This is a genomic window from Pseudomonas sp. M5A4_2d, assembly GCF_053345295.1.
This window is the reverse complement of record NZ_JBKEZW010000003.1, coordinates 440,844-458,202: the sequence shown is the minus strand read 5'-3', so window position 1 is coordinate 458,202 and position 17,359 is coordinate 440,844. Positions and strand designations below refer to the sequence as shown.

Below are 17,359 nucleotides of genomic sequence, written 5' to 3'. Positions count from 1 at the left end.
AGCACAGCACAACAATCCCAATCAGGCCGAGCGCGCCATGATCAAACCGGTCGCACTCGCCGCTTCCAATCGAATCGCCACGAATTTCGACGTCGGTGTATGGCTGCCATCCCCGGTGCTTTCCAGTGGCACCAGCGGGTTCACTTCCGGGTAGTAGGCGGCAGCCTGGCCTGCCGGGATATCGAATGCCAGCAAGGTGAAGCCTTTCACGCGGCGCTCACGGCCGTCCTCCCAAAGCGACACGATGTCGGCCTTCTGCCCCGGCTTGAAGCCGAGGCGGATGATGTCGGCCTCGTTGACGAACAACACGTCACGCTGGCCCTTGACCCCACGGTAGCGGTCGTCCAGGCCATAAATGGTGGTGTTGTACTGATCGTGGGAGCGCATCGATTGCATGATCAGGTCCGGCACCCGGCCCGTGGCGTGGGTGCGTTCGTGGATCAGGTCTTTGGGCAGCACGTTCGGGCGGAAGTTGGCGCGGCCCGAAGGTGTGTTCCAGCGGCGTGCGCCGGCGGAGTTGCCCAGGTAGAAGCCGCCCGGGTGTTTGATCTTCTCGTTAAAGTCTTTGAAGCCTGGGATGGTGTCGGCGATCAGGTCGCGGATGCGCCCGTAGTCGGCCACCAGCCAGTTCCAGTCCACCGGTTTGCTGCCCAGGGTCGCGGCGGCGATGCCCGCGAGGATGGCAGGCTCGGACTTCATCAGCTTCGACAGGGGTTGCAGTTGGCCATTTGAGCCGTGAACCATGCTGAACGAGTCTTCCACGGTGACGGCTTGCGGGCCATCGGCCTGGATATCAATGTCGGTACGGCCCAGGCACGGCAGGATCAGCGCGTCTTTGCCGTGCATCAGGTGGCTGCGGTTGAGCTTGGTGCTGATCTGCACGGTCAGGTCGCAGCTGCGCAGCGCTTCGAAGGTGCGCGGGCTGTCCGGCGTGGCTTGGGCAAAATTGCCGCCCAGGCCGATAAACACCTTGGAGCGGCCTTCGAGCATGGCGTGGATCGCTTCCACCACGTTGTGGCCATTGTGGCGGGGCACCTGGAACTGGAAGCGACGCTCCAGCGAATCAAGGAATGCCACAGGTGGGCGTTCGTTGATGCCCATGGTGCGGTCGCCCTGCACGTTACTGTGGCCGCGCACCGGGCACAGGCCTGCGCCTGGGCGGCCGATGTTGCCGCGCAGCAGCATCAGGTTGGCGATTTCCTGGATGGTCGGCACCGAGTGGCGGTGCTGGGTGATGCCCATCGCCCAGCACATGATCACGTTCTTGCCTTTGGCGTACATGCGCGCCGCTTGCTCAAGCTCAACCAGGGTCAGGCCGGACTGCGCGACGATCTCATCCCACGAGGTGTCGTCGATCTGGCCGAGGTAATCCAGCACATTGGCCGTGTGTTCGTTGAGGAAGTCGTGGTCGAACACAGCTTCTTTGCCTTCGGCCTGGGCCTGGCGCTCCCACAGCAGCAGGAACTTGGCCATGCCGCGCAGGATGGCCATGTCGCCACCCAGGGCTGGGCGGAAGTAAGCGGTGTTGGTCGGCTTGTCGCCGTTGGTGAGCATTTCCAGCGGGTGTTGTGGGTGTTGGAAGCGTTCCAGCCCGCGCTCTTTGAGTGGGTTGATGCACACCACCTGGGCCCCACGTTTCACCGCTTCACGCAGCGGCTCGAGCATGCGCGGGTGGTTAGTCCCGGGGTTCTGGCCCCAGACGAAAATCGCATCGGCATGTTCGAAGTCATCAAAGGTCACGGTGCCTTTGCCGACGCCCACGCTTTGCGCCAGGGCCACGCCGCTGGCCTCGTGACACATGTTCGAACAATCCGGGAAGTTGTTGGTGCCGTAGGCGCGCACAAACAGCTGATACAGGTACGCCGCTTCGTTGCTGGCGCGGCCCGAGGTGTAGAACTCGGCCATGTCCGGGCTGGGCAAGGCGTTGAGATGTTTGCCGACCAGGTCGAATGCCGCTTCCCAACTGATCGGCGTATAGCGATCGGTCTCGGCGTCATAGCGCATCGGTTCGGTCAGGCGGCCCTGGTACTCCAGCCAATAGTCGCTCTGCTCCAGCAGCGCAGTGACGCTGTGCTTGGCGAAGAAGGCAGCATCCACACGGCGTTTGGTGGCTTCCCAGTTGACCGCCTTGGCGCCGTTTTCGCAGAATTTGACCACCCCGCTTTCTGGCGAGTCGCCCCACGCGCAGCCCGGGCAGTCAAAGCCGCCGTTCTGGTTGGTCTTGAGCATCATGCGCAGGTTTTTCAGCGCGTTGTCGCTGGTCAGCCAGGCCTGCGCCACGCTGATCAGTGCGCCCCAGCCGCCGGCCGGGCCTTTGTAGGGCTTGTAGCGTGGCTTCGGGGTTTCGTCGGCTTGGTGGTGCAGGCTCATGGCTGGTTCTCCATCGCAGGGCTGTAGACCCGCGGCGCACTTTTCTGCGGCAGGTGGATGAGATTGAGGTTGTGGCGGCGGGCCCATTGCACGGCCAGGCCGGTAGGCGACGACAGGCTGACCAGGGTCTGGATGCCTGCGCGCAAAACTTTCTGGATCAGTTCGAGGCTGCAGCGGCTGGTAACGATTGCCAGGCTGCCGTCGGTCGGAATCTTTTGGCGGATCAGTGCGCCGATCAACTTGTCGAGGGCGTTATGCCGGCCGATGTCTTCGCGGCCTATCAGCAACTCGCCCTGGTTGTTCATAAATACCGCCGCATGCACCGCGCCGCTGTACTGGCCCAAGGGCTGGAACGCGCTGATGCGCTGGCGCAGGCCGTCGAGCCATGCGGCGGGCGGCAACGGTGCGCCGGGCAGCACCTGAAGGTCTGGCAACGCTTGTTCCACCGCCTCCACACCGCACAAACCACAGCCACTGGTGCCTGCCAACTGGCGGCGTTGCTGCTTGAGATTCCAGAAGGCACGGCTGGAGATCTGAACCTGGGCGTATTGGGCAGAACCCGAACCGCTGAGTTTCAGGTCATAAATGTCGCTAACGTCGGCAATAATGCCGCTACCAATACTGAAGCCGACGATGAAGTCTTCCAGATCCGTCGGCGTCACCAGCATCACGGCTTGGCTGATGTCGTTATAGACAATCGCTAACGCCACTTCTTCCGCCAATGCAGTGCTGGCGACTTCAGTGTGTTCCAGGTTGCAAAACTGGTAGCTCTGACTGGCGGCGGGCGCGGGCGTTTCAGGGGCGGGCGCCGCGCAGACTGGGCGCTTGGCTTCCATGGGGCAGTACCACCGGGGGATTGATCAGTGTTTAGACTAGGCGCGACAAAGGGTCGCGTCTAATTGCCAGTACTGATCTACCGATAGATGGCGTCGATCAAGGTTCGATTTGCGATTTTTGAAACAGCGCGAAACAGGCTTCGGCCAGTGCGGAGCGGGGTGCGCTACGGCGCATGATCAGCCCCAGTCGCGCCAGGGTGTGAGCATCTTCAATCGGTTGCAGGCGCAGGTGTTCGGTCAGGGCGTCGAGGCCACCGTCCAGCGGCATCACGGCGCAACACAGGCCGCCGTGCACGGCTTGTAACAATTGGTGCACCGCATCGGTTTGTAACAAAGGCTGCGGGTTAAGCCCACGGCTGTGGAAGTTGTGGTCGATTGACTGACGAAAGTGCATGCCGCTGGTGAGCATGCCCAACGGCAATTCAATCAGTGCTTCCCAACTCAACGGCCTGTCGCCGAAGCTGAAAAACCGTTGGTCGTAGAGCAGGCCCATGCGGGTTTCGCCCAGTGCCAGCGAGTCGAAGCGCTCGTTGTCGAGGCGCTCCAGATACGACACACCGAGGTCCAGGCGATTGCTCGCCAGCTGTTCGAGGATTTGTTCGGAGCTTAATGCCGAGAGCTCAAAGCGCAGGTTCGGGTGTTCTTTGTGCAGTTGCTGCATCAACGCCAGGGGATCGAAGCTCGACAGCGGCACCACACCCAGGCGCAACGTACCCACGAGATTGCCGCGACAGGCCGCCGCTTCCGCCTGCAAGCCGTCATAGGCCGCCAGCACGGTGCGTGCCCATGCCAGGACGCGCTCGCCCGGCGCGGTGAAGCCTTCGAAGCGCTGGCCACGGTTGACCAGTTGCAAGTCCAGTTCTTCTTCGAGGTTGCGCAGGCGCATCGACAGGGTCGGCTGGGTGATATGGCAACGCGCGGCCGCCTGGCCAAAGTGCCGGGTCTCGTCGAGGGCGATGAGGAATTTCAACTGTTTGATGTCCATCTTCGCTCCGGGCTTATACCAATGGCGTGGGATTCTAGCGCGTTTGGGTCTTTGGTCGGCTGGAACCCAAGTCTGCGGGATTGGTCTAGTCTTTGGCATCTGGAAATCAAACCCAAGGAGAGCACACCATGAGTCTTTTTAGTTTCGTGAAAGAAGCAGGCGAAAAGCTGATCGATCTGTTGACGCCGGGTAACGCTAACGCCAGCGATGAGTTGAAAAAACATATCGAAGCAGTAGGGCTGGGTAACCCTAACGTTCATGCCACCGTGGACGGTGACAAGGTGACGATCACGGGTGAAGTCGCCAGCCAGGAAGAGAAAGAAAAAATCCTTCTGGCGGCGGGCAATATTGCCGGTGTAGCCACTGTAGATGACCAGATTACCGTCTCCGGCCCTGTCGTCGCCGCCGCCCGTTTTGTGGTGGTGAAAAAGGGCGACACCCTGAGTGCGATTTCCCTGGCGGTGTATGGCAACGCCAACCAGTACAACAAAATCTTCGAGGCCAACAAGCCGCTGCTCAAAGATGTGAACAAAATTTACCCAGGGCAGACGCTGCGTATTCCTGAGTAACACTCGGCACAAAAATGTGGGAGCGGGCTTGCTCGCGAATGCGGTGGATCAGTCAACACATCCAGTGGCTGGCACACTGCTTTCGCGAGCAAGCCCGCTCCCACATTGATTACAGTCCGACAATGAGGTCCCGGTAATCTTCTACCGCCGCAAACTCCGCAGTATCCTTCGGCCCTTTCTGACTGTCCGGCTCTTTCACCGCCAGCAGATGCCCCACGCCAAAATCCCGGGCACTGCGCAGGATCGGCAAGGTGTCATCGATAAACAGGCTGCGGGCCGGGTCAAAGTGGATATCGGCTTGCAGGGCATCCCAGAACTGCAGGTTTTCCTTGGGGAAACCGTAGTCGTGAGAGCTGATCAACCGCTCGAAATACGGCGCCAGCTCAATGCGTTCCAGTTTCAATGACAGCGAGTCACGATGCGCATTGGTGATCAGGATGACGCGTTTGCCGGCCCGTTTGACCGCTGCCAGAAACGTATCCGCATCCGCGCGCAGGGCGATCAGGTGGGCGGTTTCCAGCTTGAGCTCGCGCACCGGGATCTTCAGCTCCGTGCTCCAGAAATCCAGGCAATACCATTGCAACTGTCCGGCGTTACGCTCGAACAGTGGCTGCAACTCCATCTCGGCCATGGCCCGGGTCACGCCGTGCAGCTCGGCATAGCGCTGGGGCAGGTGCTCCATCCAGAAGTGGTTGTCGTAATGCAGGTCAAGCAAGGTGCCGTCCATGTCCAGCAGGACGGTGTCGATGGCGTGCCAGGGCAAAGAGGGCATGGGGCGTTCTCATGTAAGTAAAGATATCCGACACAGACAATCGGAAAAGCCACGGTATAGTAACCCGATCACGCCAAGGAGCCGCTTATGCGCCAGAAACCCACCGTACTCGCCCGCGAAATAGTCGCCAGTAGCCGTTTGTTCCGCGTGGAGGAAGTGCAACTGCGCTTTTCCAATGGCGTTGAACGAACCTACGAGCGCCTGGTAGGCCGCGGTGCCGGCTACGGCGCGGTGATGATCGTGGCGATGATCGACGAGGACCATGCGTTACTGGTGGAAGAATACTGCGGTGGCACCGACGAATATGAGTTGTCGTTACCCAAAGGGTTGATCGAACCCGGCGAAGACGTGCTGGCGGCAGCCGACCGTGAACTCAAGGAAGAAGCTGGCTATGGCGCGCGACAGTTGGAGCACATTACCGAGCTGTCGTTGTCGCCTGGCTATATGAGCCAGAAAATCCAGGTGGTGCTGGCCACTGAACTGTATGAAGAGCGCCTGGAAGGCGATGAGCCTGAGCCGATGCGTGTGGACAGGGTCAACCTGCGCGAGTTGTCGCAACTGGCGCAAAACGAGCAGTTCAGCGAAGGCCGCGCCCTGGCCGCACTGTATCTGGTACGAGACCTGTTGACCCAGCGTGGAGCGTTTACCGCATGAGCGAACTGTTTTTAGGCCACCCGTATATTGCCCCTGTGATTGAGCTGGCTCGCCAGGCGGGTGAAGTGATTCTGCCGTTTTGGCGCGCCGATGTGGCCGTTACCGCCAAGTCGGACGATTCGCCGGTGACGGCGGCGGACCTGGCGGCTCACCACCTGATCCTGGCGGGCCTTACCGCGCTCGACCCGAGCATTCCGGTGCTGTCCGAAGAAGATGCTGATATCGACCAGAGCGTGCGTGCCGGCTGGCAGCGCTGGTGGTTGGTGGACCCGTTGGATGGCACCAAGGAATTTATTTCCGGCAGCGAAGAGTTCACCGTCAATATTGCGTTGATTGAGCAAGGCCGTGTGGTATTCGGTGTGGTGTCGATGCCGACCAGTGGCCGTTGCTACTTCGGTGGTGCCGGGCTGGGGGCGTGGCGCTCCGATGTGAATGACGCGCCCAAGCAGATTCAGGTGCGTGAGGCACCGGCGGCGGGCGAATCATTTACCGTGGTCGCCAGCCGGCGCCATTCCAGCCCTGAACAGGAACGCCTGCTCGACGGTTTGAGTGAAGGGCTTGGGGCATTGAAACTGGCGAATATCGGCAGCTCGCTGAAGTTCTGTCTGCTGGCCGAGGGCAGCGCCGATTGCTACCCGCGCCTGGCGCCAACATCGCAATGGGACACCGCTGCGGCCCAGGGCGTACTGGAAGGCGCAGGGGGCGAGGTGCTGGAATTGAGCGGCGAGCCGTTCAGTTATCCGGCACGGGCCTCGTTGTTGAACCCGTTCTTTTTGGCGTTGCCGGCGAAGGCTGCGTGGCGCGAGCGATTGCTGACCCTGGCGCGTTCTTAAGGCCTCAAAAAATCAAAATGTGGGAGCTGGCTTGCCTGCGATAAGGGTCTGACAGTCACCGCTTCAGTGACTGATCTACCGCTATCGCAGGCAAGCCAGCTCCCACAGTTGTTTTGTGTTGTGGCTTCTAGCGGTGCAGGACGTATTGGCCGGTGAAGGACACGGCCTGTTCTGCACTGCCTTCGTTGACGATCCACGTCTCCAGCGTCAACCGCGCCCGGCCATAGCGCTTGTACGTCGCCAAAAACCGCTTCCACACCTTTTCTTCCGGTGCCGGGCACACCACCGTTGCATCCCGCGTGACCGGCAGCGGGTAACTGATCTGCCCTTCCTGAATCACGATATGCCCGTCTTCAATGCCTTCTTCGCGCAGTTTCAAGTGCAGCCAGCCCCAACCCGCCAGCACGGCGCCGCAATAAAGGCTGCCGCCGAACATCGTGCTCTTGTGGTTGATATTGGCCTGCAAGGGCAGGTGCAGCTGCAGTTGGTCGTGTTGCCAATCGAGCACCTTGAGGCCCATCTCCCGGGTGAGGGGGATGTCGTGATGAAGGATGGATTCCAGGTAACGGCTGTCGCGGCTCATGATGGCCTCTTGGCGAGTGGGCAGGGTTATTCGTCGTCAGCGTTGTGGCTGGCGCTGTCGGCGAAGTTCAGGCCGTGTTTGCGCAGTTTGTCGTGCAGGGTCTTGCGCGGCACGCCGAGGGCTTCGGCGAGGCTGCGGACCGAACTGTGGGGGCGGGTCAGTTCGGCGGCGATCAGGCTTTTTTCGAACTGTTCGACCTGTTCGCTCAAGCCGCCGGGTGTGGACGTCAGGACGCCGGTGGCGGGATTGTCCGCCGTGGCATCGAGTGCCAACTCCAGCCCCAAGGCGAAGCGCTCCGCCGCATTTTGCAGTTCGCGCACATTGCCCGGCCAGCTGTGACGCAACAGCAGCGCCCGTTGGCCCGGTTGCAGCTCGTGCAGCGGCAGGCCGTGGCGGCTGCTGGCTTCGTCGGCAAAGTGCTGGAACAACATCAGTGCATCTTCACCGCGCTCGCGCAGCGGCGGAATGCGCAGCGGCGCGACGTTGAGGCGGTAATACAAGTCGGCCCGGAAGCGGCCCTGGTCGGCGGCCTGGCGCAGGTCTTCCTTGGTGGCCGCGATAATGCGGATATCCAGCGGGATCAGCTGATTGCCACCCAGGCGCTCAACCACGCGCTCCTGCAACAGGCGCAGCAGTTTGACCTGTACATCCAGGCTCATGCTTTCGATTTCATCGAGGAACAGTGTGCCGCCGTTGGCGAATTCAAACTTGCCGATACGGCGTTTCTGCGCGCCCGTAAAAGCGCCGGGCTCATGGCCGAACAGCTCGCTTTCGACTACTGATTCGGCCAGGGCACCGGCGTTGATCGCCACAAACGGTCCGCTACGCCGGCTCGACAGGTCGTGCAGCGCGCGGGCCACTACTTCTTTGCCGGCCCCGGTTTCGCCGAGGATCAGCACGTCGGCACGGGTCGCTGCGAGGGCGCCGATCTGCTCGCGCAGACGCAGCATCTGCGGTGAGTGCCCGACCAGGCGCGTACTCAGTTGCTGGCGATCACTGAGAGCCAGGCGCAGGCTGCGGTTGTCCAGCACCAGACGGCGCAGGGCCAGGGCGCGGCGGACGCTGTCGAGCAGGGCGTCGCTGGCGAACGGTTTTTCGAGAAAGTCATACGCGCCGGCGCGCATGGCTTGCACCGCCAACGGCACATCACCGTGGCCGGTAATCAACAACACCGGCAGTTCAGGGTCCTGGCCATGCAGTTCGGCGAGCAGCTCCAGGCCGTCCATGCCGGGCATGCGGATATCGCTGACCACCACGCCCGGCCAGTCGCGGGACAGGCGCGCGGTGAGGCCGGTGGCTTCGCCCAGGGTCAGGACCTTCAGCCCGGCCAGGTCCAGGGTCTGGCACAGGGCCTGACGCAGGTGGGGATCGTCGTCGATCAGCACCACCTGAATCTGGTTATCGATACTCATACACTGCGGTCCTCGGACGGTTGCAGACTGACGCCCGGCGAGCCGGCACGCAATTTCAAGGTTAACAGTGCGCCGCCTTCCTTGTGGTTGGCGAACAGCAGTTCACCGCCAAAGGCACGCATCAAGGTGTCACAGATCGCCAGGCCCAACCCCAGGCCCTGGGTGCGGGTCTTGGTGGTGTAGAACGGTTCACTGGCCCGGCCCAGGGCTTCCATGCAAAAGCCCGGGCCATTGTCGCGAATGTACAGGTTGACGCCCTGTTCGGTGGTTTGGGCACTCAACCAGAGTTTGCGCGGCGGGCCTTTTTCGGTCAGGGCGTCAAGGGCGTTGGCCAGCAGGTTGCCGAGTACCTGGCGCAGACGCGTTTCCCCGGCTTGCACCCATAGGGTGGCTTCCGGCAAGTCACGGATCAGCTCGACCTCCATCGACCGCCGCCGCTTGGCCAGTAACGCCAGCGCGTCATCCAGTGCCGGTTGCAAGGCCACGCTTTCCGGGGCGTGGCGGTCGCGTCGGGCGAATGCGCGCAGGTGGGCGATGATCGAGGCCATGCGCCCCGTCAGTTCGCTGATCAGTTTGAGGTTGCCCCGTGCGTCGTTGGTGCGTTCATGGTCGAGCAGGATCTCGGCGTTTTCCGCGTAGCTGCGAATCGCCGCGAGGGGCTGATTGAGTTCGTGGCTGATACTCGCCGACATGGTCCCCAGCGCCGACAGTTTACCGGCCTGCACCAGGTCATCCTGGGCGCGAACCAGTTCCTGCTGGGCGTGCTCACGCTCGAGCACTTCCTGTTTGAGGCGCCGGTTCAGACCTTCCAGGTCGCTGGTGCGCTCCACCACACGGGCTTCCAACTCGCGTCGGGCCTTGGCTTCGAACGCGATGCGCTCCAGGTAATGCCGACGGCGCTGCATCATCAAACCCAGCAACAGCATTAGCACCAGTAACGCGGCGCCACCGACGGCCACCACGGTGCGCACCGGGCGATTGATCAATGAGCGCGGCGCGAGAATTTCCACGGTCCATCCGGTTTCGGCGATGGCCGTGGATTGGCGCAGCCACGCTGTGGGACTCAGCGCCAGCGGCTGCGGGTCGCGCGTCGGGTAGGGCTGGATCGCAATGATCGCCTGGCGTTCCTCGGCGGTCAGCGGACGGGTGGCGCGGAATCGCCATTGCGGGCGCGAAGTGAGGATCACCACGCCGTTGTGGTCGGTCACCAGCAGTTGTTCTGGCGTGTTGCCCCACAGGCTTTCGGTGTGGTCCAGGTCAACCTTGACCACCAGCACGCCGATGATTTTATCGCCATCGTGAACGGCGGCAGCGAAGAAGTAGCCGCGCTTGGCCGAGGTGGTGCCCAGGCCGAAAAACCGCCCCAGGTGCCCGGCCATGGCTTCGCTGAAATAGGGACGAAACGAGAAGTTGCGGCCGACAAAGCTGTCCTGTTTATCCCAGTTAGAGGCGGCGAGGGTTTTGCCGGTGGTGTCCATCAGGTACATCACTTCCACACCGGCCTGGGCGGCGACGTCCTTGAGCAGCCGGTTGGCGTTGGTCAAGTTGGTGCTGACGTGGGGCGCATCCAGCACGGTACGCAGGGCGGGCAGGTCACCGAGGATTTGCGGCAGCACCTCATAGCGGTGCAGGGTGCCGAGCAGGTTGGCGACGTACAGATCGAGGGTCTGGCGGTTTTGCCCGGCCAGTTCACTGCGGTAATACCGCTCGGCCAAATGTTCCAGCGGCCACAGCAGCGGCGCGAGGCACAACGCCAACAACGCAAGGCTGCGCCAGCGGGGTCTTCGCGGAAGGGGTGGTGTCATGGGAGTCATGCGCCTGTGGGTACAGGCGCATTATGCCTAGGGCTGTCGTGCAAGACACTCGCCGGTCAAGGAAACACGTCGGCCTCTGCCAGGCGTTTGCCGTTTTGATCCTTGGCGGACAAGGTCGGAGCCCCGTCCAGCAGCCAGTCGATATTGAGCTGCGGGTCGTCCCAACGGATACAACGCTCTGCAGAGGGCGTGTAGTAATCCGTGGTTTTGTAGAGGAACTCGGCGTGGTCGCTGAGCACTACAAAACCGTGGGCAAACCCGGGTGGAATCCACAGCTGGCGGTTGTTTTCGGCGGACAAGCGCACGCTGGTCCATTTGCCGAAATCAGGCGAGCTGCGGCGGATATCCACCGCCACATCCAGGACCTCACCGGCAGTCACACGTACCAGTTTCCCCTGCGTATTTTCGATCTGATAGTGCAAGCCGCGCAGCACGCCCTTTTGCGAACGGGAGTGGTTGTCCTGCACAAACTCCAACTGCAGGCCTGTGGCTTGAGCAAAAGCCTTGGCGTTGAAGCTCTCATAAAAAAAGCCGCGCTCATCGCCAAACACCTTCGGTTCGAGGATCAACACATCGGGCAGCTCAGTCGCGATTACATTCATTGGGTTTGCCTCGCCGAGGTGAACAGGTCGTGTGATCAGATCCTTATGCGATCAGATCTTTTGCGTCGGTATTGCCGAGTCGCTCACCTTGATAACTACCGTCCTGGACCCTGCGGCACCAGTCGAGGTTATCGAGATACCACTGCACGGTCTTGCGCAGGCCGGTTTCAAAGGTTTCTTCAGGGACCCAGCCCAAGTCGGCTTCGATCTTGCTCGCATCGATCGCGTAGCGCTGGTCGTGGCCCGGACGGTCCTTGACGAAGGTGATCAGGTCGGTGAATTTTTCTACGCCGGCGGGGCGGTGTGGCGCCAGTTCTTCCAGCAGGCCACAGATGCCGCGTACCACGTCGATGTTCTTCTGCTCGTTGTGACCGCCGATGTTGTAGGTTTCGCCGACTTCACCCTCGGTCACGACTTTGAGCAGTGCACGCGCGTGATCTTCGACGAACAGCCAGTCGCGCACCTGCAAACCGTCGCCATAGACCGGCAGTGGCTTGCCTGCGAGGGCATTGAGGATGACCAGCGGGATCAACTTCTCGGGGAAGTGGAACGGCCCGTAGTTATTCGAGCAGTTGGTCAGCAGCACCGGCAGGCCATAGGTGCGCTGCCAGGCGCGGACCAGGTGGTCGGAGGCCGCTTTGCTGGCCGAATACGGGGAGCTTGGCGCGTAAGGAGTGGTTTCGGTGAACAGGTCGTCCACACCGTGGAGGTCGCCATACACTTCGTCGGTGGAGATGTGGTGGAAGCGGAACGCGCTCTTGGCCGGTTCGGCCAGCGTTTGCCAATAGGCGCGCGTGGCTTCCAGCAGGCTGTAGGTGCCGACGATGTTGGTCTGGATAAAGTCCGACGGGCCGTCAATGGAACGGTCGACGTGCGACTCGGCTGCCAGGTGCATGATCGCCTGGGGCTCAAAGCGTGCCAGCACGGCGCTGACGGTGGCCTGGTCGATGATATCGGCTTGCACGAACTCATAGCGGCTGTTGGACGCGATGCTGGTCAGCGACTCCAGGTTGCCGGCATAGGTGAGTTTGTCCAGGTTGAGCACTTCGTGCTCAGTGTGTTGAATCAGGTGGCGAATCAGTGCAGAACCGATAAACCCGGCACCGCCGGTGATGAGAATGCGCATGTCAGAGAGCCTTTTCCTTAGACGGTCATTAAGCGAGAGCATAGCTTGAGTTGTGAGACCGGGCGGCGCAAGCGTGGTGTGTGCTGGGGGTTGCCATACTGACCGGGTTAATGGCGATATAGACGCTCAAAAAAACCGAGGTCGTCACATGTTGCTCGCCACGTTGATCCATCGCGCCAATTTGCCCTGCCCGCAAGTGGGTCCTGATCAAGCAGCACAGTTGCTCGAGCACCATTACGGCCTCACCGGCACGTTGCACGCACTGGGCAGCCAGCAAGACCTCAACTACAGGGTCGACAGTGATCGCGGCCGGTTTGTGCTCAAGATCTGCCGGGGCGATTACGCTGCGGTTGAGTTGCAGGCACAGCACGCGGCGCTCAATGAGCTGCAGGCCAATGCGTACGTGCAGGTGCCCAACGTTATCAAGGCGCTCACCGGTGATGAGTTGCTCACCCTGGCGATAGCGGGGCAAACCCTGCACGTGCGGCTGTTGGATTACATCGACGGCCAACCCTTGACCCATCTGCCTCATCTGGGGCGCGAGGTGATCGCAGGCTTCGGCGCCCTGTGCGGGCGGATGAGCCTGGCGCTGGCCCCGTTCACACATCCGGGCCTTGATCGCACCCTGCAATGGGACCCACGCCACGCACGGGGACTGATCGCCCACCTGCTGGCGACACTGGAAAACCTGCCCCACCGCATGACGTTGGAACAGGTGGCCGTGGAGGTGGAACACCGCATGCTGCCCTTGGTGGATCATTTGCCATGGCAAGCGGTGCACATGGACATCACCGATGACAATGTCGTCTGGCAGCGCGATGCCCAGCGGCAGTGGCAGGTCCAGGGGGTCATTGATTTCGGCGATCTGGTGCACACCTGGCGCATAGCCGACCTGTCCGTGACCTGCGCGGCCTTGCTGCACCATGCCGAAGGCGATCCTTTTGCCATCCTGCCGGCGATCCAGGCGTATTACGCGGTGACGCCGTTGCAGCGTGAGGAATTGCAGGCGTTGTGGCCGTTGATTGTCGCCCGCGCGGCGGTGCTGGTGCTCAGCAGCGAACAACAGCAGCGTCTGGACCCGGACAACACGTACTTATTGAAAAACGCCGAACACGAGTGGGAAATCTTCCATGTGGCGACGTCGGTGCCGTTTGAGTTGATGGAAGCCGCCATTCTGCGTTGCGTCGGTGAGGCGTTGATGCCGTTGGCCAGTCAGGACTTCGCACCGTTATTGCCGGGCCTCGTGGGGCGTGAGTTCGCGCTGATCGACCTGGGCGTGCTCAGCCCGCATTTCGAGGCCGGCAATTGGGAATTGCCCGGCGTCGACCGTCGGCTGTTGGATGAAGCGGCGGCGGTGCATGGGTTGGCCGCCAGTCGGTACGGGCAATATCGGCTGTCACGTACCCGTGCCGACAGTGCCGTCGAACCGGACACTTTCCCCCTCCACGTGGAGCTGCACCTTCCCCATGGTTGCGTGTTGGAAGCGCCCTTTGGTGGGACGTTGCGCCAGGGCGATGACGGTGTGCTGTGTTTGCATAGCGCTCCGTTGAGCTTGCGCTTAGGGGGTGTGGAGACCGCGTTGAAACCGGGTTCAGCAGTGGTAAAAGGGCAAATCCTCGGCGAGGTCCACGCGCCGCTCACCGTGCAGTTATGCCGCGCCGACCTTGAGCCGCCGTTGTTCTGCACGCCGTCCCGAGCCCTGGCTTGGCAGGCAATCTGCCCGTCGCCGGCCACGCTGCTGGGGCTGGCCTGTGATGCGGAACCCGAGTTGGACGCCGAGGCCTTGCTGGCTCGACGTGACGCCAGTTTCGCCCGCTCGCAGAAGCACTATTACGTTGACCCGCCGCGCATCGAACGTGGCTGGCGCAACCATCTGATCGACATGCAGGGCCGCTCTTACCTGGACATGCTCAACAACGTCGCGGTGTTGGGCCATGGCCACCCACGCATGGCGGCGGAGGCGGCGCGGCAATGGTCATTGCTCAACACCAACTCGCGTTTCCACTATGCGGCAATTGCCGAGTTTTCCGAACGGTTGCTGGCGTTGGCGCCGGAGGGCATGGACCGGGTGTTTCTGGTCAACAGCGGCACCGAGGCCAATGACCTGGCGATACGCCTGGCCTGGGCCTACAGCGGCGGGCGCGACATGCTCAGCGTGCTGGAGGCCTACCACGGTTGGTCGGTGGCGGCGGACGCGGTGTCCACGTCGATTGCCGATAACCCTCAGGCACTCAGTAGCCGTCCTGACTGGGTGCACCCGGTGACCGCGCCCAATACCTATCGCGGCGAGTTCCGTGGGCAGGACAGTGCGCCGGATTACGTAAGAAGTGTGGAACACAACTTGGCGAAAATCGCCGCGAGCAAACGCCAATTGGCAGGCTTTATCTGCGAGCCGGTGTATGGCAACGCCGGTGGCATCTCGTTGCCGCCGGGCTATCTGCAGCAGGTGTACGCGTTGGTGCGTGCCCAAGGCGGCGTGTGCATCGCCGATGAAGTGCAGGTGGGCTACGGCCGCATGGGGCATTTCTTCTGGGGCTTTGAAGAGCAAGGCGTGGTGCCGGACATCATCACCATGGCCAAGGGCATGGGGAACGGCCAGCCGCTGGGCGCGGTGATTACCCGGCGGGACATCGCCGAGGCGCTGGAGGCCGAAGGGTATTTCTTCTCATCGTCGGGCGGCAGCCCGGTCAGTTGCCGGATCGGCATGGCCGTGTTGGACGTGATGGAGGAGGAAAAACTGTGGGAAAACGCCCAAGTGGTAGGTGGGCATTTCAAGGCGCGCCTGCAAGCCTTGATTGATCGTCATCCTTTGGTGGGGGCCGTTCACGGTTCCGGCTTTTACCTGGGCCTGGAGTTGGTGCGTGATCGGCACACCCTGGAACCCGCCACAGAAGAAACCGCGTTGTTGTGTGAGCGTCTGCGCGTGTTGGGTATTTTCATGCAGCCGACGGGCGATTATCTCAACATTCTGAAGATCAAGCCGCCGATGGTGACTTCTAAACGCAGCGTGGACTTCTTTGTCGACATGCTGTCGAAGGCGCTGGACGAGCAATTGTAATTAATCGATTGTTATCGGCTAATTATTGTAATGTTTGTCGTCTATGATTTTTTGTTGCTTCTAAAGCCGATTTTTATCCGTTATAAAGTCGGCCTTCACCCCATTCGGAGTCCTGATCGCCATGACCACCCTGCACAGCACACCTCGCGCCGATGGCTTCTACATGCCCGCCGAATGGGCGCCGCAAACCCAAACCTGGATGATTTGGCCGCAGCGTCCGGACAACTGGCGCCTGGGTGGCAAGCCGGCGCAGGCAGCTCATGTGGCGGTGGCCAAGGCTATCGCGCGCTTTGAGCCGGTGACGGTCGCCGTTTCTGCCGACCAGTATGAAAACGCTCGCGCGCGTTTGGATGTGCCCAATATCCGCGTGGTGGAAATGTCCAACGACGATGCGTGGGTACGCGACACCGGCCCTACGTTCGTCATCAACCACAGCGGCGAAGTGCGCGGTGTGAACTGGGATTTCAATGCCTGGGGCGGCTTCGACGGCGGCCTGTATGCGCCGTGGAATCGCGATGCGCAGGTGGGCGGCAAGATCCTCGAGATCGAGCGCGCGCCGCGTTACCGCACCGAAGGTTTCGTGCTGGAAGGTGGTTCGATCCATGTCGACGGTGAAGGCACGCTGATCACCACCGAAGAATGCCTGCTGAACCGCAATCGCAACCCACACCTGGATCGTGCGGCGATCGAAGCGGTGCTGAGCGACAACCTGGCTGTGGATAAGATCATCTGGTTGCCGGACGGCCTGTTCAACGACGAAACCGACGGCCATGTGGATAACTTCTGCTGCTACGTGCGCCCGGGCGAAGTGCTGCTGGCCTGGACCGATGACCCGCAAGACCCGAACTACGCGCGCTGCCACGCAGCCATGGACGTGCTGCAAAGCAGCACCGATGCCCAGGGCCGCTCGTTCACAGTGCATAAAATGCCGATTCCGGGGCCGCTGTATGCCACCGAGGAAGAATGCGCGGGTGTGGACCCGGTTGACGGCAGCCAGGAACGAAATCCGACCGTGCGGTTGGCGGGTTCCTACGTGAACTTCCTGATCGTCAACGGCGGCATCATCGCGCCGAGCTTCGACGACCCGCTGGACAGCCAGGCCAAGGACATTCTGCAAAACCTGTTCCCGCAGCACGAAGTGGTGATGGTGCCGGGCCGCGAACTGTTACTGGGCGGCGGAAATATTCATTGCCTGACCCAACAACAGCCAGCGCCGCACAAAAACTGAGTGCAGTTGTAACAGTGTCTGAGTGATAACACGGCGCTGCCTGTTTATAGCGCTCACAGCAAGCCCGCGGCCCCGTTAGGTTGCGGGCTTTTTTGTTTCCGAATGCCTATAAACACGGGACATTGGCATAGCTCTTGTATCGGTGTTGTCACGGTGAACCAAGGGGATGACTGCGCAGTTCTGTCATAAACCTTGAGTAAGTTAGCCGCTCACGCAGTAGGAGAGAGCGCTGAAATGAATGCCGATATGAACCTGATCTACACGCGCCCGTTCCACCCCACGCGGGTCGACGGTAAGGCGATCCATGCGTTGGCGCTCTGGTTGAAGGCAAACGGCTCGCGACAGGTGAGGCAACCTGACTTGCGCAGCGTGATGAGTGAACGTTACCCGGTGGGGTTGTTCAGTGAGGATGAAGTGCGCGCGTTATGCGAGCTGATGCAAAACTGAAGTGCCCGCAGATCAGTGTGGGAGCGGGCTTGCTCGCGAAAGCGGTGTATCAGCAACACATTCGGTGACT

15 protein-coding genes are annotated in these 17,359 nt (G+C 61.4%); 6 read left to right on the top strand and 9 right to left on the bottom strand.

Annotation, left to right across the window (positions count from 1 at the left end; all coding sequences use genetic code 11):
- Window positions 1-21 precede the first annotated feature (21 nt).
- From ACLBW8_RS12560 to ACLBW8_RS12550, 3 genes are all read right to left on the bottom strand, one after another.
- On the bottom strand, window positions 22-2,370 hold the full coding sequence (locus tag ACLBW8_RS12560) for an FdhF/YdeP family oxidoreductase (RefSeq protein ID WP_221293656.1): 2,349 nt from the start codon (window positions 2,368-2,370) through the stop codon (window positions 22-24).
- Window positions 2,367-3,206: a formate dehydrogenase accessory sulfurtransferase FdhD gene (fdhD, locus tag ACLBW8_RS12555; protein WP_447805478.1), complete on the bottom strand. Its 840-nt coding sequence runs from the start codon at window positions 3,204-3,206 to the stop codon at window positions 2,367-2,369. The genes ACLBW8_RS12560 and fdhD overlap by 4 nt, the downstream gene beginning before the upstream one ends.
- Window positions 3,207-3,303: 97 nt before the next feature.
- Window positions 3,304-4,191 carry a LysR family transcriptional regulator gene (locus ACLBW8_RS12550; RefSeq protein WP_432751249.1) on the bottom strand — a complete coding sequence of 296 codons (888 nt, stop codon included), beginning with the start codon at window positions 4,189-4,191 and terminating at the stop codon, window positions 3,304-3,306.
- 128 nt (window positions 4,192-4,319) lie between these two features.
- Between ACLBW8_RS12550 and lysM the strand changes: the two genes are divergently transcribed.
- A complete protein-coding gene (gene lysM, locus ACLBW8_RS12545; RefSeq protein ID WP_053253809.1) occupies window positions 4,320-4,760 on the top strand; it encodes a peptidoglycan-binding protein LysM in 441 nt (146 codons plus the stop codon).
- Window positions 4,761-4,869: 109 nt separating this feature from the next.
- Here lysM and yrfG read toward each other — a convergent pair whose 3' ends face one another.
- The gene (gene yrfG, locus ACLBW8_RS12540) at window positions 4,870-5,532 is read right to left on the bottom strand and encodes a GMP/IMP nucleotidase (protein WP_128589447.1); all 663 of its coding nucleotides are present in this window, start codon (window positions 5,530-5,532) and stop codon (window positions 4,870-4,872) included.
- 87 nt (window positions 5,533-5,619) lie between these two features.
- Here yrfG and nudE point away from each other — a divergent pair, with 87 nt between their 5' ends.
- Entirely contained in the window at window positions 5,620-6,186 is a 567-nt protein-coding gene (nudE, locus tag ACLBW8_RS12535; RefSeq protein WP_064450212.1) for an ADP compounds hydrolase NudE, read from the top strand.
- Window positions 6,183-7,019 carry a 3'(2'),5'-bisphosphate nucleotidase CysQ gene (gene cysQ, locus ACLBW8_RS12530; RefSeq protein ID WP_053253812.1) on the top strand — a complete coding sequence of 279 codons (837 nt, stop codon included), beginning with the start codon at window positions 6,183-6,185 and terminating at the stop codon, window positions 7,017-7,019. Before nudE ends, cysQ begins: the two co-directional genes overlap by 4 nt.
- A 127-nt stretch (window positions 7,020-7,146) precedes the next feature.
- Here cysQ and ACLBW8_RS12525 read toward each other — a convergent pair whose 3' ends face one another.
- The 5 genes from ACLBW8_RS12525 to rfbB form a co-directional block, all read right to left on the bottom strand.
- Window positions 7,147-7,602: a thioesterase domain-containing protein gene (locus ACLBW8_RS12525; RefSeq protein WP_262666781.1), complete on the bottom strand. Its 456-nt coding sequence runs from the start codon at window positions 7,600-7,602 to the stop codon at window positions 7,147-7,149.
- 26 nt (window positions 7,603-7,628) lie between these two features.
- Complete coding sequence (locus ACLBW8_RS12520) at window positions 7,629-9,014, bottom strand: sigma-54-dependent transcriptional regulator (protein ID WP_064450215.1); 1,386 nt, start codon at window positions 9,012-9,014, stop codon at window positions 7,629-7,631.
- On the bottom strand, window positions 9,011-10,819 hold the full coding sequence (locus ACLBW8_RS12515; protein ID WP_064450216.1) for a sensor histidine kinase: 1,809 nt from the start codon (window positions 10,817-10,819) through the stop codon (window positions 9,011-9,013). The genes ACLBW8_RS12520 and ACLBW8_RS12515 overlap by 4 nt, the downstream gene beginning before the upstream one ends.
- A gap of 65 nt (window positions 10,820-10,884) precedes the next feature.
- Entirely contained in the window at window positions 10,885-11,430 is a 546-nt protein-coding gene (rfbC, locus tag ACLBW8_RS12510) for a dTDP-4-dehydrorhamnose 3,5-epimerase (protein ID WP_447805477.1), read from the bottom strand.
- 43 nt (window positions 11,431-11,473) lie between these two features.
- Window positions 11,474-12,556 carry a dTDP-glucose 4,6-dehydratase gene (gene rfbB, locus ACLBW8_RS12505; RefSeq protein ID WP_262666784.1) on the bottom strand — a complete coding sequence of 361 codons (1,083 nt, stop codon included), beginning with the start codon at window positions 12,554-12,556 and terminating at the stop codon, window positions 11,474-11,476.
- A 148-nt stretch (window positions 12,557-12,704) separates the two neighbouring features.
- Between rfbB and ACLBW8_RS12500 the strand changes: the two genes are divergently transcribed.
- The 3 genes from ACLBW8_RS12500 (at window position 12,705) to ACLBW8_RS12490 (ending at window position 17,289) form a co-directional block, all read left to right on the top strand.
- Window positions 12,705-15,614, top strand: a complete 2,910-nt coding sequence (locus tag ACLBW8_RS12500; RefSeq protein WP_447805476.1) for an aminotransferase — start codon at window positions 12,705-12,707, stop codon at window positions 15,612-15,614.
- A gap of 121 nt (window positions 15,615-15,735) precedes the next feature.
- Window positions 15,736-16,842 carry an agmatine deiminase gene (aguA, locus tag ACLBW8_RS12495; protein ID WP_447805475.1) on the top strand — a complete coding sequence of 369 codons (1,107 nt, stop codon included), beginning with the start codon at window positions 15,736-15,738 and terminating at the stop codon, window positions 16,840-16,842.
- A gap of 234 nt (window positions 16,843-17,076) precedes the next feature.
- A complete protein-coding gene (locus ACLBW8_RS12490; protein ID WP_064450221.1) occupies window positions 17,077-17,289 on the top strand; it encodes a hypothetical protein in 213 nt (70 codons plus the stop codon).
- Window positions 17,290-17,359: the final 70 nt, after the last annotated feature.

Coding starts and splice junctions, on each gene's coding strand:
- nudE (WP_064450212.1), top strand. CDS start 5,620: ATGCGCCAGAAACCCACCGTACTCGCCCGCGAAATAGTCGCCAGTAGC.
- ACLBW8_RS12515 (WP_064450216.1), bottom strand. CDS start 10,819: ATGACACCACCCCTTCCGCGAAGACCCCGCTGGCGCAGCCTTGCGTTG.
- cysQ (WP_053253812.1), top strand. CDS start 6,183: ATGAGCGAACTGTTTTTAGGCCACCCGTATATTGCCCCTGTGATTGAG.
- rfbC (WP_447805477.1), bottom strand. CDS start 11,430: ATGAATGTAATCGCGACTGAGCTGCCCGATGTGTTGATCCTCGAACCG.
- ACLBW8_RS12560 (WP_221293656.1), bottom strand. CDS start 2,370: ATGAGCCTGCACCACCAAGCCGACGAAACCCCGAAGCCACGCTACAAG.
- ACLBW8_RS12520 (WP_064450215.1), bottom strand. CDS start 9,014: ATGAGTATCGATAACCAGATTCAGGTGGTGCTGATCGACGACGATCCC.
- yrfG (WP_128589447.1), bottom strand. CDS start 5,532: ATGCCCTCTTTGCCCTGGCACGCCATCGACACCGTCCTGCTGGACATG.
- rfbB (WP_262666784.1), bottom strand. CDS start 12,556: ATGCGCATTCTCATCACCGGCGGTGCCGGGTTTATCGGTTCTGCACTG.
- lysM (WP_053253809.1), top strand. CDS start 4,320: ATGAGTCTTTTTAGTTTCGTGAAAGAAGCAGGCGAAAAGCTGATCGAT.
- ACLBW8_RS12550 (WP_432751249.1), bottom strand. CDS start 4,191: ATGGACATCAAACAGTTGAAATTCCTCATCGCCCTCGACGAGACCCGG.
- ACLBW8_RS12525 (WP_262666781.1), bottom strand. CDS start 7,602: ATGAGCCGCGACAGCCGTTACCTGGAATCCATCCTTCATCACGACATC.
- aguA (WP_447805475.1), top strand. CDS start 15,736: ATGACCACCCTGCACAGCACACCTCGCGCCGATGGCTTCTACATGCCC.
- ACLBW8_RS12490 (WP_064450221.1), top strand. CDS start 17,077: ATGAATGCCGATATGAACCTGATCTACACGCGCCCGTTCCACCCCACG.
- ACLBW8_RS12500 (WP_447805476.1), top strand. CDS start 12,705: ATGTTGCTCGCCACGTTGATCCATCGCGCCAATTTGCCCTGCCCGCAA.
- fdhD (WP_447805478.1), bottom strand. CDS start 3,206: ATGGAAGCCAAGCGCCCAGTCTGCGCGGCGCCCGCCCCTGAAACGCCC.